This is a genomic window from Paenibacillus baimaensis (assembly GCF_025567575.1).
Genome location: NZ_JAOQIO010000107.1, coordinates 102,460 through 126,275, shown reverse-complemented (window position 1 = coordinate 126,275; position 23,816 = coordinate 102,460). Strand labels below are relative to the sequence as shown.

24 protein-coding genes and 1 pseudogene are annotated in these 23,816 nt (G+C 45.0%); 19 read left to right on the top strand and 6 right to left on the bottom strand.

Features of this window, described 5'->3' with window-relative positions; translation table 11 throughout:
* The first annotated feature begins 115 nt into the window (after positions 1 to 115).
* Entirely contained in the window at positions 116 to 535 is a 420-nt protein-coding gene (locus OB236_RS31390) for a hypothetical protein (protein WP_262687531.1), read from the top strand.
* A gap of 118 nt (positions 536 to 653) precedes the next feature.
* Positions 654 to 1,391 carry a queuosine precursor transporter gene (locus OB236_RS31385; RefSeq protein WP_262687530.1) on the top strand — a complete coding sequence of 246 codons (738 nt, stop codon included), beginning with the start codon at positions 654 to 656 and terminating at the stop codon, positions 1,389 to 1,391.
* Between the two features lie 128 nt (positions 1,392 to 1,519).
* Here OB236_RS31385 and OB236_RS31380 read toward each other — a convergent pair whose 3' ends face one another.
* Positions 1,520 to 3,061: a stalk domain-containing protein gene (locus OB236_RS31380; protein WP_262687529.1), complete on the bottom strand. Its 1,542-nt coding sequence runs from the start codon at positions 3,059 to 3,061 to the stop codon at positions 1,520 to 1,522.
* Between the two features lie 292 nt (positions 3,062 to 3,353).
* On the opposite strand from OB236_RS31380, the pseudogene OB236_RS40210 reads away from it, so the two are divergent.
* The 6 genes and pseudogenes from OB236_RS40210 to OB236_RS31355 all read left to right on the top strand — a co-directional run.
* A pseudogene (locus OB236_RS40210) lies at positions 3,354 to 3,631 on the top strand (transposase); the annotation flags it as partial.
* 456 nt (positions 3,632 to 4,087) lie between these two features.
* Positions 4,088 to 4,420 carry an IS110 family transposase gene (locus OB236_RS31375; RefSeq protein WP_262687528.1) on the top strand — a complete coding sequence of 111 codons (333 nt, stop codon included), beginning with the start codon at positions 4,088 to 4,090 and terminating at the stop codon, positions 4,418 to 4,420.
* A gap of 145 nt (positions 4,421 to 4,565) precedes the next feature.
* Complete coding sequence (locus OB236_RS31370) at positions 4,566 to 4,832, top strand: hypothetical protein (protein WP_262687526.1); 267 nt, start codon at positions 4,566 to 4,568, stop codon at positions 4,830 to 4,832.
* A gap of 224 nt (positions 4,833 to 5,056) precedes the next feature.
* On the top strand, positions 5,057 to 6,163 hold the full coding sequence (locus OB236_RS31365; protein WP_262687525.1) for an FAD-dependent monooxygenase: 1,107 nt from the start codon (positions 5,057 to 5,059) through the stop codon (positions 6,161 to 6,163).
* Positions 6,164 to 6,508: 345 nt separating this feature from the next.
* On the top strand, positions 6,509 to 6,979 hold the full coding sequence (locus OB236_RS31360) for a GNAT family N-acetyltransferase (RefSeq protein ID WP_262687524.1): 471 nt from the start codon (positions 6,509 to 6,511) through the stop codon (positions 6,977 to 6,979).
* 192 nt (positions 6,980 to 7,171) lie between these two features.
* Entirely contained in the window at positions 7,172 to 7,579 is a 408-nt protein-coding gene (locus tag OB236_RS31355) for a hypothetical protein (RefSeq protein WP_262687522.1), read from the top strand.
* Positions 7,580 to 7,862: 283 nt separating this feature from the next.
* Here the strand turns inward: OB236_RS31355 and OB236_RS31350 are convergent, their stop codons facing one another.
* Together OB236_RS31350 and OB236_RS31345 are read right to left on the bottom strand one after the other, a co-directional pair.
* Positions 7,863 to 8,669: a histidinol-phosphatase gene (locus OB236_RS31350; RefSeq protein WP_262687521.1), complete on the bottom strand. Its 807-nt coding sequence runs from the start codon at positions 8,667 to 8,669 to the stop codon at positions 7,863 to 7,865.
* A 6-nt stretch (positions 8,670 to 8,675) separates the two neighbouring features.
* Positions 8,676 to 9,578 carry a LysR family transcriptional regulator gene (locus OB236_RS31345; protein WP_076232196.1) on the bottom strand — a complete coding sequence of 301 codons (903 nt, stop codon included), beginning with the start codon at positions 9,576 to 9,578 and terminating at the stop codon, positions 8,676 to 8,678.
* 276 nt (positions 9,579 to 9,854) lie between these two features.
* Between OB236_RS31345 and OB236_RS31340 the strand changes: the two genes are divergently transcribed.
* The gene (locus tag OB236_RS31340) at positions 9,855 to 11,417 is read left to right on the top strand and encodes an MDR family MFS transporter (protein WP_262687518.1); all 1,563 of its coding nucleotides are present in this window, start codon (positions 9,855 to 9,857) and stop codon (positions 11,415 to 11,417) included.
* Positions 11,418 to 11,457: 40 nt separating this feature from the next.
* Positions 11,458 to 12,024 (top strand): PadR family transcriptional regulator, encoded by a 567-nt coding sequence (locus tag OB236_RS31335; RefSeq protein WP_076232191.1) that lies wholly within the window; start codon positions 11,458 to 11,460, stop codon positions 12,022 to 12,024.
* Between the two features lie 127 nt (positions 12,025 to 12,151).
* Here the strand turns inward: OB236_RS31335 and OB236_RS31330 are convergent, their stop codons facing one another.
* Entirely contained in the window at positions 12,152 to 12,784 is a 633-nt protein-coding gene (locus OB236_RS31330) for a histidine phosphatase family protein (RefSeq protein WP_262687516.1), read from the bottom strand.
* 4 nt (positions 12,785 to 12,788) lie between these two features.
* Positions 12,789 to 13,586, bottom strand: a complete 798-nt coding sequence (locus OB236_RS31325) for an HAD-IIA family hydrolase (RefSeq protein WP_262687515.1) — start codon at positions 13,584 to 13,586, stop codon at positions 12,789 to 12,791.
* A 166-nt stretch (positions 13,587 to 13,752) separates the two neighbouring features.
* Here OB236_RS31325 and OB236_RS31320 point away from each other — a divergent pair, with 166 nt between their 5' ends.
* The gene (locus tag OB236_RS31320) at positions 13,753 to 14,562 is read left to right on the top strand and encodes an HAD family hydrolase (RefSeq protein WP_262687513.1); all 810 of its coding nucleotides are present in this window, start codon (positions 13,753 to 13,755) and stop codon (positions 14,560 to 14,562) included.
* 252 nt (positions 14,563 to 14,814) lie between these two features.
* A complete protein-coding gene (locus OB236_RS31315) occupies positions 14,815 to 15,276 on the top strand; it encodes a zinc ribbon domain-containing protein (protein WP_262687511.1) in 462 nt (153 codons plus the stop codon).
* A gap of 34 nt (positions 15,277 to 15,310) precedes the next feature.
* Here OB236_RS31315 and OB236_RS31310 read toward each other — a convergent pair whose 3' ends face one another.
* Positions 15,311 to 16,081 (bottom strand): hypothetical protein, encoded by a 771-nt coding sequence (locus OB236_RS31310; protein ID WP_262687510.1) that lies wholly within the window; start codon positions 16,079 to 16,081, stop codon positions 15,311 to 15,313.
* 267 nt (positions 16,082 to 16,348) lie between these two features.
* Between OB236_RS31310 and OB236_RS31305 the strand changes: the two genes are divergently transcribed.
* The 7 genes from OB236_RS31305 to OB236_RS31275 all read left to right on the top strand — a co-directional run bounded on the left by OB236_RS31305 (position 16,349) and on the right by OB236_RS31275 (position 23,754).
* Positions 16,349 to 17,476 (top strand): NAD(P)/FAD-dependent oxidoreductase, encoded by a 1,128-nt coding sequence (locus OB236_RS31305; protein ID WP_262687509.1) that lies wholly within the window; start codon positions 16,349 to 16,351, stop codon positions 17,474 to 17,476.
* Positions 17,470 to 19,119, top strand: a complete 1,650-nt coding sequence (locus OB236_RS31300; RefSeq protein WP_262687508.1) for a nucleoside recognition domain-containing protein — start codon at positions 17,470 to 17,472, stop codon at positions 19,117 to 19,119. Before OB236_RS31305 ends, OB236_RS31300 begins: the two co-directional genes overlap by 7 nt.
* Before the next feature lie 273 nt (positions 19,120 to 19,392).
* Positions 19,393 to 19,854, top strand: coding sequence for a Fur family transcriptional regulator (locus tag OB236_RS31295; RefSeq protein ID WP_317259400.1), 462 nt, complete (start codon positions 19,393 to 19,395; stop codon positions 19,852 to 19,854).
* Between the two features lie 16 nt (positions 19,855 to 19,870).
* Positions 19,871 to 20,587 carry a metal ABC transporter ATP-binding protein gene (locus OB236_RS31290; protein WP_262687506.1) on the top strand — a complete coding sequence of 239 codons (717 nt, stop codon included), beginning with the start codon at positions 19,871 to 19,873 and terminating at the stop codon, positions 20,585 to 20,587.
* Positions 20,524 to 21,450 carry a metal ABC transporter permease gene (locus tag OB236_RS31285; RefSeq protein WP_262687505.1) on the top strand — a complete coding sequence of 309 codons (927 nt, stop codon included), beginning with the start codon at positions 20,524 to 20,526 and terminating at the stop codon, positions 21,448 to 21,450. The genes OB236_RS31290 and OB236_RS31285 overlap by 64 nt, the downstream gene beginning before the upstream one ends.
* Positions 21,434 to 22,408, top strand: coding sequence for a metal ABC transporter substrate-binding protein (locus tag OB236_RS31280; RefSeq protein WP_262687504.1), 975 nt, complete (start codon positions 21,434 to 21,436; stop codon positions 22,406 to 22,408). The genes OB236_RS31285 and OB236_RS31280 overlap by 17 nt, the downstream gene beginning before the upstream one ends.
* Positions 22,409 to 22,557: 149 nt before the next feature.
* On the top strand, positions 22,558 to 23,754 hold the full coding sequence (locus tag OB236_RS31275; RefSeq protein WP_262687503.1) for a GTP-binding protein: 1,197 nt from the start codon (positions 22,558 to 22,560) through the stop codon (positions 23,752 to 23,754).
* The last annotated feature ends 62 nt before the right edge of the window (positions 23,755 to 23,816 follow it).

Sequence of the window (23,816 nt, the reverse complement as noted above, 5' to 3'; positions counted from 1 at the left end):
GGAAAAGTTCATTTGGCAGGATTCTGGCATGTGTAAATACTGGAAAGTACTAATTTTGCTATCACAGCCCTCTACGCGGTAAAATATATTCATAAGGCAGGGGGAGGAAGTTATTATGCAAAGAGCGATTTGGGCTGGCATTGGAGCCGGTTTATTCATTGGAATTTTTTTTAGAATCGTGGAATTCGAATGGAAAATAAGGGTATATACACTTTTGCTGAATGTGGATTATGTACCTGTACTGCGAGATTTGACCTTGACTGAAGCGACTGAATTTTCTATACATATGATCATTTCGGCCGTTGCAGCTCTCGTTTTTTACAAACTCATTCGACTTAAAGACTATGCCAAGCGAATTGTGCAAACCTTTGTTCTGTGGAGCGTAATCGTCGGTGCTGTGCTGTATCTGACTACCATGTTATCTTCCAAAACACCAGCCATTTATGATGTGAGCGCGATCACGGTCTGGCTTGTGGGCCACGCTATGTACGGATTCCTGTTGGCCTTGCTTATGGGTAGGCGGGCACCAAGATAAAGCTGGGGATTAGGGTTTGATCGATATTTAAGATTGTTCAAATGAAAGGTTTATTGTATAGTGTACCAAGACAGTTCGCGACCATCCTGTCTATAAACAAAACTATGGAGGTAAGCGCATGAACAAATCAAGTCGTACAGCAAGTGATCTATCAAAAGGAGGGGCAATCCCTTATCTGCCGATAGATGGGACGACAAAAAAGCTGATTTTATTGATGGCAGTTTTTATTTCGTCGTTGATGATTGCCAACATTGTGGCGATTAAAATTGTCGATGTCGGCTTTGCCGATGTCACAGCCGGTATTTTCTTCTACCCGATTACGTTTATTATTGCCGATACCATATCGGAAATATGGGGGAGAAAGGTTGCGCGGCAGGCGATCTGGATCGGGTTGTTTATGAATGCCTGCATGGTTGGAGCGTTCACACTCGTCATTCATATGCCTTCGGCAGTGTTTTTCGAAAATCAGGCCGAGCTGGCAACGATTCTGGGCGGTGTTCCAAGAATTGTGCTTGCATCCTTAGTGGCCTATTCGATCAGCCAAAATATTGATGTGTATCTATTCACTCGTTTGAGAGAGAAAACCAATGGTAAGCATCTTTGGCTGCGCAGCAATGTGGCGACGATTACGTGTCAGCTGCTCGATACTTCGGTGTTTTTCGTGATTGGGTTTATCGGAATTATGCCGATTCCCGACATGGTGGCGGCTACAGGTACGGAGTTCGGCGTCAAGATCATGATGTCTATTGTAGGCACACCGATTATTTATTTACTGGTTAGATGGGTGAGAGGAAACTCCAGGTCGACAACCCAGCAGCCTCAATATGAAGTGACTCATCATACGCAGATTCAATAGCAATGGCAAATACCCCTTATTCCACGATTTCAGCGGAGTAAGGGGTATTTTGTCTATTATTAGGCGTCGTTGTAGTATTCCATTTTTCTCCGACTTAAGAGGTTACACATTTTATGTTACAGACCCTTTTATCGTATTGGTGGTGCCCATCTAAATGTTGAAAGAACTGTCTCGTCATAGTGCGTGAATGGAGAATCATACCTTGCAGCAATCGAAGGGATTCCTTGTTTAAAATCATAATTAGCCCATATATTTTCTACATTGATCTGCCAATCAACTTGTATATATTTATATTTATACCCACTATTATTTGTTTCACCTTTAAACTTTTTATCGGGTGCTCTAGAAATAATATCTCTAGCCATTTTTTCAATGAATTCTTTTATTTGTTTTCTTGTTTGATTTGCGATTTCTTTTCCGTTGGCACTTTTATTTTCGACTTCGACAAGTGCTATATCTAATAAGGCTAGATTATAACCAAATGAAACTAAATAATCGTATCCTAATTTAGTATTATCGTAAATGTCGATTTTAAATTTAATATTAGTTGCTGCTGTTTTTAATGGCGACTGACTATTGTAAGTTTTGTCCAAATAATCCTGAAGCTCTGCTTTTGAAGCGAACGTCGATTGCAATTGCTTTCCACTGTTATTACCAGTAACATAATTACTTAATGCTGCCTGTGCCTTCTTTAAGTCATCATTAACAGCAACGGTTTGTGAATGAGGATCGGCACCAGCATCCAGCAATTCTTTCACTACTTCCCAATGACCATAATATGAAGCCCTTAAAAGTGGCGTCCAACCTCTATTATCATGCACATTTACTTGTGCACCTGCATCTAGCAGTAGTTTTATAACATCAGGATGACCATCTGAACCTTCAACTGGATCTCCACAAGCATCCAGTAAAACTGTTTGTCCATCTCTCAAGGAAATATTAGGGTCTGCACCAGCGTTCAATAATATCTTTGTGATTTCAGCATTTTTCTTTGACAAACCTAAAGGATTCCAAGTAACCGTTAGGAAATTTTTCACTAACTCTTCGTCAATTTTTGCATTAACGTTTGCTCCAGAAGCGATTAATAACTTCACAGTATCAACAGCATCCGCCGATACGGCACTCATTAACGGTGTTCTATAACCCTTCATTATTTCAACAGAAACACCACTACTTAATAATTTCCTAACTCTATCGGTATCATTGGAAAATGATGCATTATGCAAGTTTAATACAGGGTCTAAAAAAATATCTATGGTATTATACTTTGAACTCCATGTAACTCCAGCACCAATTGATTCACCAATAAACCTTAAGGGAATCAGAGTATTCCCCTGTATTATTCTTGGGGCGGCCGATAAGATTATTTCTTTACCATTAACTTTTGCTACATCACTACCGATTACCAACTGTATGCTTATATCGGATTTACTTCCTGTAACTGTCTGTGATATACTATCCCACCCAATTTTTAATCCAAGCCTCTCAAATATCGGTCTAAATTGAACAAGTGTCGTTCCATCTTCAATAATTGGATTTTCATCAAAATTAATCATAATTCCATCAATGAAGACTTTAATTGGATCTTTTTCTGCATGTGATCCAGTTGGCAAAATCAAAGTAACTAACAAACTCAAAACAGTTAATGACGAAAAAATGCGCTTCAACATACTGGTAGAATCCTCCTATACATTTTTTCCCTAAAATATATCATCTATCGACATATAATTCCAATATTTAACAGAAAAAAGACTATCCTCAAGAGTGGCCTATCAGAAATCTTATACCAACCCAGTTCCCTGCTTACGCTTTTATAAAGCGCCGTCCATTCATCCATTTACTGCCTTTAAACATATCTATCAACCTCTCATAGTCGTACTAAGACTACTAAGCCTTTGAAAAAAGTAGACATGGAGAACCGAGAATAAGATACAATCATTTTTATCCACATTCGAGGTGGATGGAATTGATCCTAGCGTCTTTTTATCCGGCAAGTTTACAGCAACCCAGAATCGTAATTACAAAGCGTGGGGCTCGCCAGCGTCGGAATGCATTAATTATGTCGGTTCAATGCGGGTTGATTCGTTCCCGAAACACAAAATTGAAGGGAATTTACGAACGAAAAAGAGGCTGAAGGAAAGCCACATAATACATAAAGTAGCCCTGGTAGCTTGCGGTAATAAAATGGTCCATTGGGTGTACGCAACCTGAAAAGCCAACAACCTTTTCGCATTGTATGATTGTCCCGAATTGGTATAACCTTCCATCAACTTCTAGGTTGGAAGGTTATTTGGCATGTCTATATATCACATGCCATATGAATTTATTTAGTCTTGCTGGAAATGTTGACAAGCTATCAGCTGGTATAGCTTAATGCCGTTCCCAGTCTAATACTATTATTTTCTCAATCTACAACTTTATTTTCCTAGTCTAATACTATATTTTCAGTCTAATCTAACATGGCCTTACGGCCACCACCATGGATGAAAATGGGGCTGCAATTTCACAATACTTTTGCAGTAATGAAAGTAAGCAGATCAGAGGTCGAAAGTATATTGGTGTTTGAACCCGAAGTCTAATCTTGCCAATTGCAACCTCGAGGATCGCCGATTGTTGCCTTGAGCACGCGTATAAAAAAATTTCCTGATTACAGGTTGCATGATCTGCGAACTACACGCAAAGGTTGTGACACATCTATGGATGCTATCTTAGAAACATGCGCTGGTCTTGATGTTCATCAAGAAACAGTTGTGGCTTGTATATTGAAAGGTTCCTTGGATAAGAAACCGAAACCGGAAGTAAAGACATTCGGCACCACTACAACAGAATTACTTCAGCTGCAAGACTGGTTGAGCGAGCGTGAGTGTGTCGAAGTCACCATGGAAAGCACTGGCGTGTACTGGAAACCGATATGGAGCATCCTCGAGGATACTTGTCGACTCACCCTGGCCAACCCCGCAAAGATCAAGGATATGCCGGGAAAGAAAATCGACGTCAAGGATGCCGTGTGGATCGCTCAGTTGCATTGATGCGGACTCATCGAAGGAAGCTTTGTTCCCGAAGAAGAAATTCGTGACTTGCGCGACTTGACCCGTTATCGTCGGAAACTCATGCAACATGGGCACACAGGAGAGAAATCGTACACACAAGATCCTACAGGATGCGAATATCAAATTGACAACATTCGTATCCGACGTATTCGGTGTATCAGGGCGGGCTTTATTAGAGTCCATTGTCAACGGTGAAGTGTTAGAAGCCGAAGACGTTCGTAAGATGGTCAAGACCCAATTGAAGAACAAAGTCCCTCAGTTAATCGAGGCTTTAAATGGACGCCTTCGATTACACCATCGTCAGATGATCAAGCAGCATTTGGATCACTTTCACTACTTGGAAAAGAAATTGAGAATCTGGAGCAGCAAATCCAACTCACAGAAGCACTAGCCTAATCCATAATATACCATATACTAACCGCTAGAGAATTTTTTAGTTTTTTAAACTGTGCTACTTTAAAGTGTAGAAGTAATAATTTTTCGTATAAATACTTTATTATCTATTAACAACAGCCGCTCCGGCTCTGCACGAGCTATTTATATTCAGTTTATAAAACTATCTTATACTGTTTCAATGTTAATAAAAATATTGTGGATCATGGGAGGAACGAATATATGAGAAAAGATATCCTAGTTAGCGGGGCAAGTTTCGCCGGACTCTCAACAGCCTACTGGATGAAGAAACTGGGCTACAATGTTACCGTTGTTGAGATCGCCAATGGTCTAAAAAAAGGCGGCACGCCTGTAAATATCCGCGAAAATACCGTCGACATTGTGAAACGCATGGGGCTGCTCGATCAAATCCAGTCGAACAAAATATTCATGGGATTGATGGAATACAAAAATTCCGATGATGTCACTGAAAGATTGGAATTCCGCGAGGAGCTCGTAGAAGATGAATATGAAATCGAGCGAGATGTATTGTTGAATATCATGTTCGAAGCTGTCAAAGATGATGTCGAGTTTATTTTCGGCGACAGCATAACATCGTTGAAGGAAGAAAGTAATGGCGTCGAGGTAACTTTTAAAGGGGGACAAAAGCGCTCGTATGACCTGCTATTCGGCTGTGATGGTATTCATTCGGTCGTCAGAAAATTGTGGTTCGGCGAGGAGACGGATTTTTCGCATTTTCTTAAAACTTATTTCTCTATCACGATCGTGGATAAGTTGTTGATCCGGGAGAATACGACACAGATGTACAATGAGCCGGGCAAGGCGGTCATGCTGAACACCTACAATAATAAAACCGATATCGTCCTCTGCTTTTCTTCGGAGAAGGAAATTCCTTACGACTACCGAAACGAAGAACAGCAGAGGAATATAATTTTGAATCAATTTTCCGGACTAGGCTGGCGAACGCCGGAATTGCTGGAAGAAGTGAAAAACTCGAAAACTTTTTACTTTGACAAGCTGTGTCAAATGAAAATGCCGTCGTGGACAAAAGGCAGGGTAGCGCTAGTCGGTGATGCTGGATACTGCGCCTCTCCGGCTGCTGGCATGGGTGGATCACTGGCAATAGATGGGGCGGCAGCCTTGGCTGATGCTTTCCAAAAAAACCATGGGAATTTTGAACTTGCGTTCCAAGAATATAATAAAAGTTTCCGTCCTTTCATCGAGGAAGTGCAAGCAAACGCGGAAATGATGGTAGATTTTCTTGTCCCACGAACTGAAGAAGCCATTCGCGAAAGAATTTCGCAAGCGGCATCCATCAAGGACATCTAGAGACCGATATGTAGGATAATGAGAGGGCTTATGCCAGTTACGCTAACGGCGAACGATAGTGCAATGGACGTACTTAGGAAGCAACTTATTCCTAAGTATGTTCATTTTTTTTTAGCCAGGTATCTGTTCTCCCTCATAATAAGTTGTCGAAATCCCAAAAACTTAGATGATCCGTTTTTCTTCACAAACACAACATAAGTACTAGCTTTATGCAATAAAACAAGCTCCGGAAATGTCTCCAGAGCTTTTTGATAAATTAAAAAGATTCAGCTACAATTATTCAACTACGGGCAGTTTAACGCAATGAATCGATTCTTGGTATGTGAGAAGAGGGGATCGTAAAAGATGGACCTTTCAATAAATCTTTATGAGATACCTAATAGATTTGGTGACCCCATTACACAAAAGATCAATCAATTAATAAATTCATTGACTGGTATTTGGTTTACAGAAGACGTTGCTGAAGACACATGTAAAGATTTAATGTTTCAAGATTTACTGTGCGCTGAGAGTGATGGACAAGTTACATCTTTTTTAGTCTTTACTAGTTCAGAAGGATCAATTTCTATCTCATTAATGGGTACTGATCCGAGATACCATCGCAAGGGTATCGGTTCCAAACTGTTATTGCATTTGTTTGAACACGTAAAGAAGATGGGCTTTAATAAAAGTGTTGTTTTAACGGTGCCGCCAAGTTCGAAGCCATTATATCAGCAAACTGTTCAATTCTATGAAAAGCATGGATTTAAAATCGAAAAAGAATACACTGAGCTATGGCAGAGTGGAACAGTTCAGTTGGTGAAAATTCTAGACTAACACAGAACGATAGTGGAGGAGCTTGCCGCATGGCAGCTCCCTGGTTTTGTATATTAAAGTAACAGGCAGAATTGAGGATGATCTAAACATATGAAGCAAGTTACTTTTTATTTTATGTAACGACGTAGTATTGACATTGTCATTACAAATAGCTTACAATTTACTTATTCAAATTAAGGAGGTATCAACTAAATGGATACGAATTTACAAATACGTATTTCAAAAGACATAAAAGAGAGTTTCCAACAAATAGCTAAGGAAAATAATAAAGATACCTCATCCTTAGTGCGTGACTGGATTTTGTCTTATATAGCTGAACATCAGCAAGCCGATGAAGATGTAGCTGCTGAACTATATCGGGCAGGGTACCAATTGCAAGAAGCGCTTGGGGGGAGAGAACACGTTAACAAGGAGTTTGCAAAACAATTGCAGGAATATTCCTTAACGAATCAAAAAGAATTCACACAGCGGATACTAACTACCTACTTGGACCTTGAGCTGACAATTCCTTCATGTGTATCGAAAACGTATAAAGGATACGCTTTTTCTCAAATGTTTTTGTTGGGCTTAATTGGGGATAAACCTAAGGAAAGATTTTAGGATAATAACTTAATTAAGGGGTCGGTTGTAAACTAACGGCGAACGTTAGTTGAATGCTTCAAGGAATCAGATCGCCGTCGCTATCGCCACCTTTTTCGTTACGATAATTTAACATAAAGGGCTCCACATATTAGTCATACATAATATGTGAAGCCCTTTATGTTATTTGATTTTCTTAAGTTTAGGTCTTGATAATTTTCAGTCTAATCTTTTATTTTCTTTTAACAGCAAACAAAGAAACCAGCCCGCCATGCGGACTGGTTTACATCTTCCTCATATGAACTTACAAAGGGACGATTTGACGTTCCTTTTGTTTGAAATACACCCATTCTTTAAAGCCGATCTCCTTCAAACGCTTGCTGACCTCGTCCCAGTCATCGCCTACACGCTCAGGCACATGGGCATCCGATCCGAAGGTAACTCTGACTCCGTAATGAAGCGCCCGTTCAAGAACCTCATCAACCGGATACCAGCCGCCGCAGGCTTTGGTTTTGCCGGAGGTGTTGATCTCGATTGCGACATCGTTCTCGCCAATGATCTGGAGGGTACGATCCACGGAATCGGTCGGTACCGCCGAGAAAGGAACAAAGTAAGCGCGCATCGCATCAATATGCCCAAGAATTTGAAAAATACCGCTGCGAGCCGATTGTTCAATCAGACCGTAATAAATGTCTTTTTGTTCAACGAGCTGAGCATCGGTTAGTCCCTGGAAACGGGTTTTGTTGAAAATACTTGTACCCCCGGACAAATGAACGGAGCCGATAATGTAGTCAAAAGGGTATTGCTCATATATTTGCCGATACAGCTCTGCATGCTCAGGGAAAAAATCGGATTCCACGCCCAGCAGCACATCGATTTTACCGCTGTATTCCTGCTTGAGCTTCAACACTTCATCAATATAGATCGCGAACTCGCTTTTGCCCATTGCTATACCGGGCTGTTCCCGTTCCTTCGTACTCCCGAAATAGGGAGAATGGTCAGAGATCCCGATTACCGATAGTCCGTGACGAATACCCGCCTCGACATAATCGCGTATGGTGCCCACGGCATGGCCGCAGCGTTCATGGTGTGTGTGTAAATCGAATTTCATTTAAATTCACTCCGATCCGATAAATTGTATTTCTTGCATGCCTTTTAAATCCAGTAAGAATTGATGCAGCGCCGAGCTTAAATAGCGTCCGGATTTATATATAACGCCGACAGGGTGGCTGATTTCGAGCTCATGAACTTTAACCATCTTTAGGGTACCCAAACGAAGCTCGTTAGCAATCGACATCTTCGAAATAATCGCAGCTCCTAAATTCAACTCGACCATTCGTTTTACCTCTTCGCTGCTGGACAGTTCCATAACGATTTGCGGGGTGATGTTAAGCTGCTTGAAAATTTGATCGACAAACCTGCGGCCTGCTGTTTCAGGCGAAAGCATAATTAACGAAATGTCATGCAGCCTCTCTATAGGTACGTGAGCGTAGCGGCTGAGCGGATGATTAGGTGATACGACCAATTCGAAAGTATCGTAGTACAGCACCGAGCTTTCGAGTGAAGGCTGTTTTTCAAATAAGTACGTAATGCCAATATCAATGGTACCATTTTCGACGCTATGCATGATTTGTGAGGTTGTCATCGAGTGTATCGTCGTTTTGATCAATGGAAATTGATTTTGAAAATAGGACAGCACACGCGGTAAAATCTGAATGGCAATGGAGGTAGTTGTCCCCAGATGGATATGGCCTTGCGGCGTATGGTTCAAATCGTTCAATCGTTCCTTCATATCCTCAACCGTATGCAAAATTAATTCTGCATGTTCGAGAAATATTCGTCCGCTATCGGTCAGGGTTACTGGCTGGTTACGGTCAATAAGTACGGTCTTGAACTCATCCTCCAGACTTTTAATCTGGGCGGATACAGCTGGCTGTGTGAGATTGAGCAACTCGCCCGCCTTGCGGAAGCTCATGGTTTTGGAAATCGTAATTAACGTTTCGAGTTGGTTCAAATTCACTTGATCAGACCCTCCTCTCTAAAAAGTTGTGCCTTAGGTGGGTATACAAACCGATTTGAAAAATAGATAAATTTTATCGATTTACCCAATAATATAAATACAATTTCTCAATATAGACATTATATGACACATGGCAGCGAGGAGCAAACCTAAATAAGGGAATTTCTAAAAAATGAGCCGATATTCCTTGTTAATTTTTGATTAATCACTTGTTAATTACTCAAATTTGAATATAATAATTAACGTAAGTACAAAAGCAAAAATGAGGGTGAAATGATGGTTAACAAAAAATCTAACGTCCGTCTGACGATCGTCGGATTAATGCTGGGATTGCTCCTGGCTTCACTAGACCAAACGATCGTCTCCACGGCGATGCCAACGATTGTCGGTGAGTTTGGTGGCTTGGACAAGTTTGTGTGGGTATTCTCCGCATATTTGATTGCCAATGTCGTATCGATGCCGATTTTCGGTAAATTGTCCGATATGTATGGGCGCAAGAAATTTTTCCTGCTTGGCTTGGTCGTGTTCATGATCGGCTCTGCCTTATGCGGGACTTCAACGAGTATGTTCCAATTGATCGTTTATCGAGCGATTCAGGGCATAGGCGGTGGCGCTCTGCTGCCGATTACATTCACTATCGTATTTGATCTGTTTCCTCCTGAGAAACGGGGTAAAATGCAGGGCTTGTTCGGCGCCGTTTTTGGTATTTCGAGTGTGTTGGGGCCGCTGGCTGGTGCTTATTTTACGGATTATGTGAATTGGAAATGGATATTTTTCATTAACTTGCCGCTTGGTGTAGTCTCTCTTTTGCTGATCACTTTATTTTATCACGCGACACTGCCTAATAATCCGAATCAAAAGATCGACTGGTGGGGGACGATTACTTTTGCTGCTTCCGTGTTGTGTCTGATGTTCGGGTTAGAGCTTGGAGGCAAGGAGTTCGCCTGGAACTCTCTGCAGAGCTATAGCTTATTCTGCGGTTTTGTCATTCTGCTGGCGTTATTTCTCTGGATCGAGACCCAAGTATCTGATCCCGTCGTACCGCTTAAATTGTTCCGCAATAAATTGTTTACAGCGAGTATGGGAGCCAGTTTGTTCTATGGAGCGATTCTGATGTCTGCCGCTTCTTATATTCCTCTGTTCATTCAGGGCGTTTATCAAGGCTCGGCTTCCAGTGCTGGACAAGTGCTGACTCCGATGATGCTGGGTGTTGTCGTCAGCAGCGTATTCGGGGGACGTTTTATTAGTAAATTGCCTTACCGTAATATATTGCTCGTATCGTGTGCACTTCTGCTTATAGCAACCTCGTTGTTATCGACGTTGTCCTATTATTCACCTGCGTGGGTCCAATCGCTGTATGGTATATTTGGAGGTACGACTCCACAACTAACGCCACGACCATTGGTTATCGTTTATATGATTCTTATGGGCCTGGGGATCGGGGCATCCTTTCCGGTAGTCTCGATGTCATCGCTTCATAATGTAGGCTTTGAGTTCCGCGGCACCGTGACATCTATGGTTTCCTTCTTTCGTTCGATCGGCTCGGCTATCGGGGTGACCGTACTTGGAAGTGTGCAGACGGGCGCATTGACTTCGCGGCTGACTGAGCTGCTTCCGGGCTCCAATATGTCACAAATCGATCCTCGAGCGCTTTTGCAGCCTGAGGTTAGAGCCAAGATTCCACCGCAAGTATTGGAAAAGCTGACGGTTGGGCTGGCAGATTCGATTGCTATTGTTTTTCAGTGTACACTGCTAATGGCGGTTGCTGCCTTGATCTGTATTTTGCTGATGGGTAAGGCGAGGATGGAAATTCCGGCGCATACGAAGCAAAAGGCGTAATGTCAGTACTCGAAATTATCAGGAATAAGGTGATTGCTCCATGTCCATGAAGCTGGTTATTCTCGGACTTTTAATGGAAAAAGAAAGCCATCCCTATGAAATCAAGCAGACGATGATGGAACGTGAAATGCATCATTATATCAAAATGCGTGACGGTTCCTTGTACTATGCGATCGAGCAGTTGAAAAAAAATGACTATATCGAGACCGTTGAAACCGTCAAGGACAGCAGCAGGCCGGATCGGACCATATATCGGATTTCACCATCCGGCAAGCTGTTGTTTCAAGAGCTGCTGCTGCAACAATTTCAGGAAAAATCCCCTGTCTATTATCCGATGGTAACGGCATTAATGTTCTCGGGTTATGGGGATCAAGGCAGAATCTATGAGATTATTGTAAAGAAAATCGAAGAGCAAAAGCTGAAGAATCGCAAAATGAAGGATCTTTATGAGGAACATATTCCGATCGTGCCGCGCGGCGTACTGCATATGATGTATTGCTCTTATGAGCATGGTCTCACCCAACTGCGCTGGCTGGAGCGTCTGGCGAAGGATGCCAAGGAAGGACGCCTGAGCGAAGAAGGACTTCCCCTGGATGAGCAGGCGTAGTCACCATATTTGAAAAGAATGAAGCCTCCAGATCGCTGCAAAGCGGGAATGGAGGCTTCATTCTTCATGTATCCCTATGCCAGGCATCGAACCCATCTGACAAGGTATCTAGCTGGCACTGGGTACATCAAGACCCTGATACAACGTTGTTAGGCTCAAGATGAGCGTGGTCGTTAAATTGCAGCAGCGACCACTGCTGGTCTTCGAGCTTAAAGCGGCTGATGGACGTATTCGCTGCTTCGAATGTCTGCATATGATGGGCTGGAAGTCCAACAGCATGACGCAGGAAGGCGCGAATCGGACCTCCATGTGTAACGATGACAATATGCATCCCTCGATGGAGCATGGCAATACGCTCAATCTCCGTAACAACCCGCTTGTGCAGGTCTACGAAGGATTCACCGCCCGGAGAACGGAATTCCGGATTGATCCGACTTGCTTGCCATCCCGCAGGATCGGCGGCAGCACAAGCCTTGTAGCTCATTCCTGTCCAGTCGCCACGGTTAATTTCCCGTAACTGGGAGGATGTTCGAATTTCCTTGTCGTGCGGCTTCACGATAATGGCGGCTGTTTGCACGGCACGCAGCAGATCAGAGCTGTATAGCACATCAAACTTCACAAATGACAACCGCGCTGCCAGCAGCTGGGCTTGACGGGTTCCTTCAATCGCTAACGGATTATTCATTTGTCCTTGAAATATAGGCTCGCGGTTGACATCCGTTACTCCATGGCGTATAAGACTGACTATTGTAGGGTTCATCTGATCAACCCTCTTTTTCTTGGCTTAGCGCTTCGGCCAGCATCATCAAATGGTCACAGACGAGCTCTGCCCGAATACCGGTACGCTGCTCATGTGCTTCCAGCGTACTTGACTTCACAAGGCCGGTAAGCACAAGTGCGGTTCGGCAGCCCGCGGCTAATCCGCCTTGTATGTCGGTTTGCAGATTATCGCCGACGACCCATATTTGATTGGATGGCAGGCCCAGTCTGGCAATAGCATAATTCATAATAATCGGAGACGGCTTGCCAATAATCGTCGGTTCCACTTGACTGGCCCGCTCTATACTTGCGGCAATGGAGCCTGCACCAGGATGAAGCTCATGGTTCATTGGCAGCAGATGGTCGGGATTGGTCAATATAAAGGTTGCGCCACCACGAATATATCGAACTGCCGTTGACAGCTTTGCATAGCTGAATTCCCGGTCGATCCCTTGCACAACAAAGGCTGGTTGAGCACCTGGCTCAACCGTCTGAAAGCCCGCATCCTGCAATGCCTGCTGAAGCCCTGTTTCTCCAATCGCATATACCTGCTTGCTGCTGGCCCGCTCCTGCATATAAAATGCGGCTGCCTGGGATGAGGTAAGTACCTCTTCCGGCAAAGCCTCAATACCAGTTTTACGAAGGTGCGATGCCACCTGCTCTGGCGTACGCGACGAGTTGTTCGTTACGTATAAATAGGGATAATGATGGCTGCGCAGCCATTCGATAAATGCCGGCGCATAGGGAATAGGCGCATCCCCATCATATAAAGTCCCATCCAAATCGAGAATAAAACCTTTCACTGTCGGCTCTTCCTTTCGTTGACACACTGATTCTCAACTATTGTGTGCATGTCATATTGTAACAAATAAACTAGCAGAACCGCCACAATCCATTTCGCTAGACTAATTGATTTACATTGCGGAGCCTCTGTGATATCATAGTAAAAATTTTCCCCTGGAGGTCACGATGGATGTAATTAAGGCTGTTGTCTTGGATTTGGATGGAACGCTCTTGAATAGCCGTCGCGAAGTATCAGCACGCAGTCTTCAAGCCCTCATATCTTGTTATCAGTCTGGTATTCATATGATCATTGCTACAGCAAGGCCTGCGAGGTCTTTGCGTATGCTTTTACCCCCTGAGATGCTGGAAATGGGTTGTATAATCTACTATAACGGTGCCCATACTGTTGATTCTGCTTACGATATGGAGGATCATCTATGGGTGGAGCAGCAGACGATGCTTGAGCTCTATGAGGCGATTATGAGGCGGAATTCGGGACAAATCGTATCATTTGAAGTAAAGGGTACAATGCACTGCAATCGCAGTCTGACCCCTGAGCATGCCATTCTTCTTGGTTTTCCGGATGGTACCCCGTTTCCTGAAGTATGCACACGAGAAGAGATGAATCAATTTTTGCTTTCCAAAATGCTGCTATCGAATGACGATGATATCTATACCGAGCTGAACCGTGAATTTGGACATCGAGTCAAAATCTTGTTGACGGATAAAGGCCGACTGATACAGATTATGAATGCCGGTGTTTCCAAAGCAGCTGCCCTGATGCCTGTATTGACACGCAGAGGCATACACCCTGATCATGTGATGGTTTTTGGAGATGATTATAATGATCTTGAGCTGTTTGATATGTGCGGGTATCCGGTAGCCATGGGCAATGCCATTGACGAGTTGAAATTAAAGGCAAAGCTAATGACAGCAACCAACGATCAGGATGGTGTGGCTGTCGTGCTGGAATCCCTATTACAGACCCACCCATAGTAGTACAAAAAGTGAAGTATAAGGGAAGTGGATGAACTGATGAATAAGTTTGACAAGCAGGAAAAAAGGCTGCTGCTCATATGCGTCATTGTCATCGTGTTGTTGGGTGTTTCGCTGCTGCGCCGGTTTTTTTAGCAAAATCGGTAGGGGAATAAACAAAATCGTTTAATTTATTAATAATGGGCATGAGGATCTGTCTTTGCTTCATAGCTTTGTAGTAGGAAGAACTACGAGGTGAAGGAGAGATGTCTCATGTCTTTTTTTGATAGGATGAAGCAAGGTGCATCGGGCGCAGCCAAAAAAGCGCAGCAGACGGTCGAGACCACTAAACTGCGTACGCAAATTACAGCCAAGGAAAAAGAGCAGGAGAAGACAAGTAAGCTCATTGGGGAAGCGGTATATAAAGCTTATACGGCGGGCAATTGGAAACAGGCGGACAAGGAAGTGACCGCCCATTGTCAGCACATTAGCGCCTTGCGACAGGAAATCCAGTCCATTGAACTGAAAATCAAACAAGCCCGCCATATGAAGGAATGCCGCTGCGGCAAGGTTGTTGCCAGTGAGGTTAAATTTTGTCCGGCTTGCGGATATTCGTTTACAAGCTCATATGATGAGAAAGCATCTGCGGCTGAAATTCGCCTTATTTGCCAGGGGTGCCGGACCGCCAATGATGCGGATACGAAGTTTTGCTCACACTGTGGGCTGACTATGTAAGGTACCTTGGCTGCCTCGCAGGAGCTGACACCATTTATTGCAAAGGCCCTGATTGTTGATTTTGTCGGGATATGAGGTCTGTGGTCCAATCGATCATTCCGTTCATCATCGCAAGAACCAGATTAATCACATCTTCTTCTTTAAGTGGTTTGCCTGAGGTTTGATTGGATATATAGCTTTGCATTTTGTATTCCAACTGACTGGTTAAATCCTTGAGCTTGGAAAAGTCCTGGGCAATAGCTTGAAAATCACTATCTTGTCCGTTGGACCCATCATAACTGCCGCTTTGATTGCCACTGCCATCGGTTTGTTCTGAATCGCTGCAGGAAGAACTGCTGCTACCGGAAGAATCACTGCCGCCGCTATCGGCTTGCTTTGAATTACCGCCGGAAGAATCATTGCCGCCGCTATCGGCCTGTTTTGAATTACTGCCGGAAGAATCATTGCCGCCGCTATCGGCCTGCTTTGAATTACCGCCGGAAGAATCACTGCCGCCGCTATCGGCCTGTTTTGAATTACCGCCGGAAGAATCATTGCCGCCGCTATCGGCTTGCTTTGAATTACTGCCGGAAGAATCATTGCCGCCGCCGGACTGCTTTGAGTTATCTCCGGATGAGCGGCCACCGCCGTTGGCTTGTTTTGCTTGACCACCAGTTGAATTTGACCCGCTATTCCAGTTTGACTGGCCGCTATTGTTGACTTGGTTTTGAAGCATTTCTTTAATCGATTGCAATTCCTGTGTCAAGCCTTGATTTTGTTCATTTAATTGCTCGATTTCATTCTTCAGCTCGCGATTACTAATCATGGCGGTCGCTCCTTCAAATGGCATTAAGATGACCATAGTATGACTCATTCGTTTAAACTTCATCCATAAATTGACGTTTGGTATAAGCTTTTGGGGCAAGAATCCTTGGGAGAGCTGTGCTGCAGAGAGAAATGAATGATGACTCTCGCGAGTACGGTTCTATTTTTGTGTAAACAAGGCTTGCCTATTGAAAAAAAATATGTTTTAATACATTTAAATTGTAATTATTACTATTAAAATAGGCATAAATCAGGAGTTGATTTAGGAATGGATCGATTTGATTGTATTATCGTTGGAGCCGGACCGGCAGGTATGGGCGTCGGTATTGCTTTGCAGGATATGGGTTTGACCCAATTCGTTATTTTGGAAAGAAGTGAGGTAGGGGCTTCATTCTTGCTGTGGCCGGAGGAAATGCGCTTTATTACCCCGTCCTTTACGAGTAATGCTTATGGCTTGCTGGATTTGAACGCGATTGCGCTAAATACCTCACCGGCCTACACACTTGGAACGGAGCATCCTTCCGGGGCAGACTATGCAGACTATTTGCAGGCTGTTGCTGATTATAAGAAGCTGCCTATCCAGACGGGTATCGATGTGGAAGCTGTACGGACAGAGGACGGTGGTTTTGTTGTGGATACCTCGGATGGACCTCTGCATAGTCGTTTCGTCATTTGGGCGGCAGGCGAATTTCAATATCCGCGTCTGGATGGATTTCCTGGAGCTGAGCATTGCATACATAACAGTCTTATAGACGAGTGGAAGCAGATTGATGCCGAAGAAATCGTGATCATTGGGGGCTATGAAAGCGGTATTGATGCCGCCATTCACCTGAGTAGGCTGAATAAGAGGGTCAAAGTAATTGATCGCAGCAATCGTTGGGAAAGAAAGGGCAGCAGCGATCCCAGTGTGGAATTAACGCCTTATACGAAAGATCGATTAAAGGAGGCAAACACTGGCGGAATTATCGAGTTTATGGGCGGTTATGAGGTCCATTGGGTAGAGCCAACCGAGGAAAGTGGATTTATCCTTTATTGCGAAAATGAAACAGGAGAGCATCAGTTTGTCACAACAGAGCATCCGCCATTATTGGCAACTGGCTTTAATGGAAGTTTGAGCTTGATCGGACCCTTATTTGAGCGAGGCGAACAGGGTGAAGTAAGGCTGAATGCACATGATGAATCAACGCTTACGCCAGGACTATTTGTTGTCGGTCCGGGTGTTGCACATGATAATCTGCTGCTGTGCTTTATTTATAAATTCAGGCAGCGCTTTGCGATTGTAGCCCGGGCTATCGCGGCTTCCTTGGGACTTGATGCTTCAATTATCGAGGAATACCGTAAACAAGGGATGCTGCTTGAGGATTTATCATGCTGCGGGGAGGATTGTCAGTGCTGAGTCAAATGAAAGCCAGCCCGAGAAGTGTCGTTCTGATCGGTTTTGAATCGTCCGGTAAATCGTCATTGTTTCGGGGACTTACAGGAGATGCAGCAGGAGAGGAAGCGAACTTTCGCGGTTCCACAGTCATGAGCCGTAAAGCGCGATTGTCTGCTGAGCTGGAATTAACCGATCTGCCAGGCATCCGTTTGAAGGATGACAGTGCAACGACCAAGCTGGCTCTGGAGCAGTTGTCTGAGGCAGATACGGTTATACTTGTGGTGCGAGGAACCCACGCACAAGTCGAGCTTCCTTTGCTGTTGGGTGCCGTGAACCTGCATGGCAAAAAAGCACTGCTGCTGCTAACCTTCGAAGATAAGTCATCGGCCATGCTGCACGAAATCATGGACTATTATCGCGAATGGCTTGGTATTCCGGTTACATCCGCCGATTCACGCAGATTGCAGATTCATAAGCAGCAACGCCTGATTCAAGACATAGCTGCGGCGAAACCCATGCGGTCCACAGCAATTCCACTGCTGGCACCAAAGATTCCCGTGGTCCGTCCTCAGACGACCTGGTTCGAGCATCGCGTGTGGGGAAGAGGGTTATCGCTGCTGGTGACCGTTCTGATTTTTGCCGTTCCCGTTTACGCAGCCTATCTCTTCTCCACATGGATGCAGCCGATAGCAGATCAGGCAGTCATCCGTCCCTTGACAGCTCTATTTAGCGAATTTCCGGCTATCATTCAAGCGGTCATGGCAGGGAATTATGGGATATTGACCTTAGGGTGGTATTCCTTTTTGTGGGCTTTTCCGGTTGTGCTATTGGTGGGACTTAGCGTCGGGCTTGTGGAAGAAAGCGGTTTGAAGGATCGGATTACCGATGCATTGGATGGTTGGCTGCGGTATATTGGACTGAATGGACGGGATTTGATTCCGGTATTAAGCGGATTCGGTTGTAATGTGGTTGCTGTATTTCAGAGCCGTACCTGCAGCGCCTGCACACGCAAATCGTGTGTATCGATGATTACCTATGGTTCCGCCTGCAGCTATCAGATTGGTGCATCCTTGTCTATCTTCGGATCGGCAGGCCATCCTTGGCTGTTCATACCTTATTTACTCGTTTTGTTTGTAGTCGGAGCGCTCCATACCCGATTATGGAATGGCAGATCGGCTGCTCATGCGCTGCCAGCTTACGATCATACAACCTTTTTACAAAAGCCGACACTTCGTGGGGTTAGTTGGAGAGTACGTGCGGTTATTAAACAGTTTATCTTTCAGGCGATGCCTATCTTTATACTCATTTGTTTGGTAGCGACCTTGCTGGAGCAGGTTGGGGGGCTGACTTGGTTAGCTGGCATTGTAGGCCCACTATTGGCGATCTTTCATCTGCCGAGTGAAGCGGCCCCCGGGATACTTTTCTCCATACTGCGCAAAGACGGATTGCTGATACTTAACGAGGGTAATGGCAGCTTGCTTACTATGCTCAGTGCAGGTCAGACGTTCCTGCTGGTTTACTTGGCATCCACACTGACAGCGTGTCTGGTCACACTGTGGACCATCGGTCAGGAACTGGGTATTCGCTTCGCCGTAACGCTGGCAAGTAAACAGCTGCTCACGTCTGTAGGTAGCACGCTTTTGCTTGCATGGCTGTTCGCCTAAACCTCTAATCATGTCCAAAAGACTACCTCAGATCTCGTTTAACCTGGCAGAGCTCCCATTATGGAATAATTACGATTAAATCATTGACGAAAGCCAACACAGCTGATAGAATGAAAAAAGTAATAATTACTATTAACGTTTTTGGCCATGCAAATGTTGAATTATGGGTATGTCATACGAAGGTTCTCATCGAATCGGCTTCCCAATGCGGCAGCTTTTCTTTTAACAACCATATCGTAATAATTACTTATTATGAAGGAGGCGGAATGTTCTGTGATCGATCGGGCTGTGGAGCGTATGATTCAGGTGATGTCCAATCATGGACTGCGAATTACCGGACAGCGTAGAACGCTTGCGCGATTATTTGCAGAAGCATCCGGCTTTTTGTCAGCGAAGGAAGTTTATCAGAGTCTGGAAATGAAGCACCACGGACTTAGCTTTGATACCGTCTATCGCAACCTTAGAATGTTGCAGGAGTTGGGAGTGCTGGAGCAGTTCAATTTTGAGGATGGAATGAAATTCCGTGTGGGCTGTTACGGGCATAAGCATCATCACCATCATCTGATATGCCTCTCCTGTGATCACATCTATCCACTCGATTATTGCCCCATGGAGCATCTGACGAATCTTCCGGCGCATTTTCAGGTGGTGAAGCATCAATTTGAAATCTACGGATACTGCGAGGAATGCCAACAACCCGATAACAAGCCCTTGCAGGACATTGTATCCGTTTGAAAGGAACATGAGTATTATGCTGCTTGCTTCAATGAATAAAGTGGTGTTTGGCTATAATGACATCCCGAGTCTGGATGGCGTCAACATCGAACTATTTTCCGGTGAGTTCGTGGCCATAGTGGGACCCAATGGCGCCTCCAAAACCACTCTGCTCAAGCTGGTGCTTGGTCTGCTGCAGCCATGGAGTGGGGAGGTCAGGCTGTCCACTTACAATAAGGATGGGAACAAGCTGGCAGTCGGTTACGTTCCCCAGCAGGTCGCTTCATTTAACAGTGGATTTCCGAGCAAGATTCTCGAATTCGTGCTGTCAGGTAGGTATACCAGAGGGTCATGGCTGCGCAGGCTGCGTCCTGAGGATCATGAAATCACGGAACGTGCCCTGCGTCAGGTCGGCATGTGGGAGCAGCGACATCGGAAGATTGGAGAGCTATCTGGTGGTCAAAAGCAGCGGCTGTGTATAGCAAGGGCTCTGGCACAGCAGCCGGATTTGCTCATACTTGATGAGCCAACAACCGGTATGGATGAGGAAAGCCGATACGGGTTTTATGAACTGATGCATCATCAGGTGAACGCACATGGTCGCACAGTTGTCATGGTCACTCATGGGCTGTCAGAGGTTAGCCACTACCTGGATCGCATCATTGAGCTGGAAAGAAAGGAGCACGGAGGATGGAAATGCTGCACTACGACTTCATGCAGCGGGCATTTTGCGCCGGTGGAATCATCGCAGTAATCGCTTCGGTGCTGGGTGTGTACTTAATGCTTAGACGGCAGGCGCTTATGGCTGATATGCTGTCGCATGTTTCACTGGCCGGGGTGGCAGCCGGTGCCGTTCTGCAAGTGAATCCGGCTTTAATGGGATTTGCAGTAGCTGTGCTTGGCGCGATTGCGGTTGAATATGTACGGCGATCGTACAAAACCTATAGTGAAATTTCAGTTGCGATCATCATGATCGGCGGATTGTCTACCGCTGTTGTTCTGATGAGCTTGAATCAAAGCATTAACAAAGGTTTTTCTGCTTATTTGTTTGGCTCGGTGGTGGCGGTCAATGAAACCGAGCTTTATATGATGCTGGGCGTTGCTGTGATCGGAGGGATTTTCTTTTATACGCTGAGAAGACCTTTATACCAAATTACGTTTGACGAGGAAACAGCCCGAACCAACGGTCTCCCAGTCAAGCAGATTTCACTTGCCTTCAGTATTCTAACGGGAATGATTGTAGCTGCCGCTATGCCGATTGTTGGTGTGCTGCTGGTCTCTTCATTGATCATTCTGCCTGCAGCACTCGCAATCCGGATAGCCCCGAGCTTTGTAGCTGCACTGCTATTATCCATGGTTATCGGCTTGGTCGGTGTATTCAGCGGACTGACGGCCTCTTATGCCTGGAGCACCCCTCCGGGTGGCACGATTGCACTTGTGCTTTTGACTTTTCTGGTGATCGGAATCGGGGTTAAAAAATGTATCGTTAAGCTAGGCAAAAATCACAACACGAGTATGGAATTACAGAAAAGAGAATTTCATAGCGAGGCTCGCAGTTTTATGAAAGAACCATCTATTCAGGAAACAGGGGGAAAGCATCATGAACGCGTGGTTTAAAACAACAGTTGTATTGGCAATCTCATCAAGCTTAATGCTTGCAGGGTGTGGGAATTCGGATTCGCAGGCGTCCTTTAGCGGCAAGAAATTGAAGGTCGCAGCATCTTTTTATCCGATGGTTGAATTCACCAGACAGGTGGCAGGTGAGCATGCCGAAGTTATCGGCTTGATTCCTTCAGGCGTTGAACCGCATGATTGGGAGCCGTCAGCTAAGGAGATGAAGCTGATCAAGGAGGCCGACGTTTTTGTTTATAACGGGATTGTGGAGGGCTGGGTCGAGGCTTCACTGAAAAGTGCGGCTAATGATAAAAGGATTGTGGTGGAGGCCAGCAAGGGAATCGATTTGTTGGAGGGCTTGCCGGAGGAAGAGGAAGCTGATCAGAAGGCACCTGCCAAGGACGGAGCCAAGCAGGAAGAGCACCATCACGACGATGATCACGATCCACACGTATGGCTGAACCCGGTTCTGGCGCAAAAGGAAGTAGCATCGATTCAGGCTGCTTTGGAGAAAGCCGACCCCGCACATAAAGACGATTACAAGAAAAATGCCGATGCTTACATAGCGAAGCTGAAGGATCTGGATCAAGCCTTCAAGACGGATCTGAAAAGTCCAAAACGCAAAGAATTCGTAACCCAGCATGCTGCATTCGCCTATCTGGCCAAGGAGTATGGATTGATTCAGGTGCCTATCGCAGGACTATCGCCTGAACAAGAGCCATCCCCTGACAAAATGGTTGGCATTGTGAAGTTCGCCAAGGAAAAGCAAGTGAAAACGATCTTTTTCGAAACACTGGTTGATCCTAAAGTGGCGGCTACCGTTGCCAAAGAAATAGGGGCCAAAACTGATGTGCTCAATCCCTTGGAAGGCTTGACGGATGAAGACAAGAAGAACAAGCTGGATTATATCGGCGTGATGAAAAATAATTTGGCAGCCTTGAAAAAAGCATTGAATGAATAACTATTCATAGAATCTGTTCAAAAAGGTCGGTTACTGCTGAAGGGGCATGCTTAAGAGCTGTGGTTAACGCTGCCAGCATCCCCTTTTTCTCTGGCCTTTCTTCTGAATTTATAATAATAGTAATAATTACACATAAAAGGAGATTGACCATGCAACCATTCCAAATACCCGTAACCGTGCTGAGCGGCTATCTCGGTTCTGGTAAAACCACATTGCTTAATCATGTACTCAATAATCGAAATGGACTGAGAGTAGCTGTTATTGTTAACGATCTGAGTGAGGTTAATATTGATGCTGAACTTATAAAAAACGGCGGCGGTTTATCACGTACGAATGAGACGCTGGTGGAGATGTCCAACGGCTGTATATGCTGTACATTGCGGGAGGATTTGCTTCGGGAGGTTGAAAGGCTTGCCAAGGAAAACCGTTTCGATTATATCCTGATTGAATCCACTGGTGTTGGTGAACCGGTTCCCGTAGCGCAAACCTTTACGTATATGGATGAGGAGCATGGGATCGATCTGACCCGATTTTGCCGTCTGGATTGTATGGTTACGGTTGTTGACGCCTATCGCTTCTGGCATGACTTCTCTTCAGGTGAAACACTGCTGGAGCGCAGCCAGGCTGTTGGGGAAGACGATACACGCGAGGTTGTGGATTTGCTTATCGATCAAATCGAATTTTGCGATGTGCTCGTACTGAATAAGTGCGATAGCGTAGAGGAGGACGAACTGCTGGAGCTTGAACAAATTCTCCGTAAACTGCAGCCTCGTGCCAAGCTGATTCGTTCCGTTCAGGGGCAGGTGGACCCGGCAGAAATACTGAATACCGGTTTATTCAATTTTGACGAAGCGAGCGTGTCGGCAGGCTGGATCAAAGAGATGGAAAAGCCTTCACATACACCTGAAACTGAGGAGTATGGCATCTTTTCTTTTGTATATGAAAGGATAAGGCCTTTTCAACCGGAACGCTTAATGGAGTGGATGGCGGAGTGGCCAGCTGAGATTGTCCGTGCCAAAGGGATGATGTGGCTGGCAACGCGTAATGATTACGCACAAAATATAAGCCAAGCCGGTCCTTCGGTTCAATTTGGTCCTGCCGGATATTGGGTTGCCGCGCTTCCTGAGGAGGAGCAAGCAGCACTCCAGCTGGAGGATCCCGAATTGAACGAGACTTGGGATGTGGTCCATGGTGATCGTATTAATAAGGTTGTATTTATCGGTATTGAGATGGACAAGGCACAAATCGTCTCCTCCCTGGACGCCTGTTTATTGACGGATGAGGAAATGCATCAGGATTGGACCTTGTTCGTTGACGAGCTCCCGAATATGCTGGAACCGGAATAGAGACCGTCCAGTAGTGAATGTAGGGTTACAACGGCCGCAAAGCGGAACTGGAAGGAGGTGAA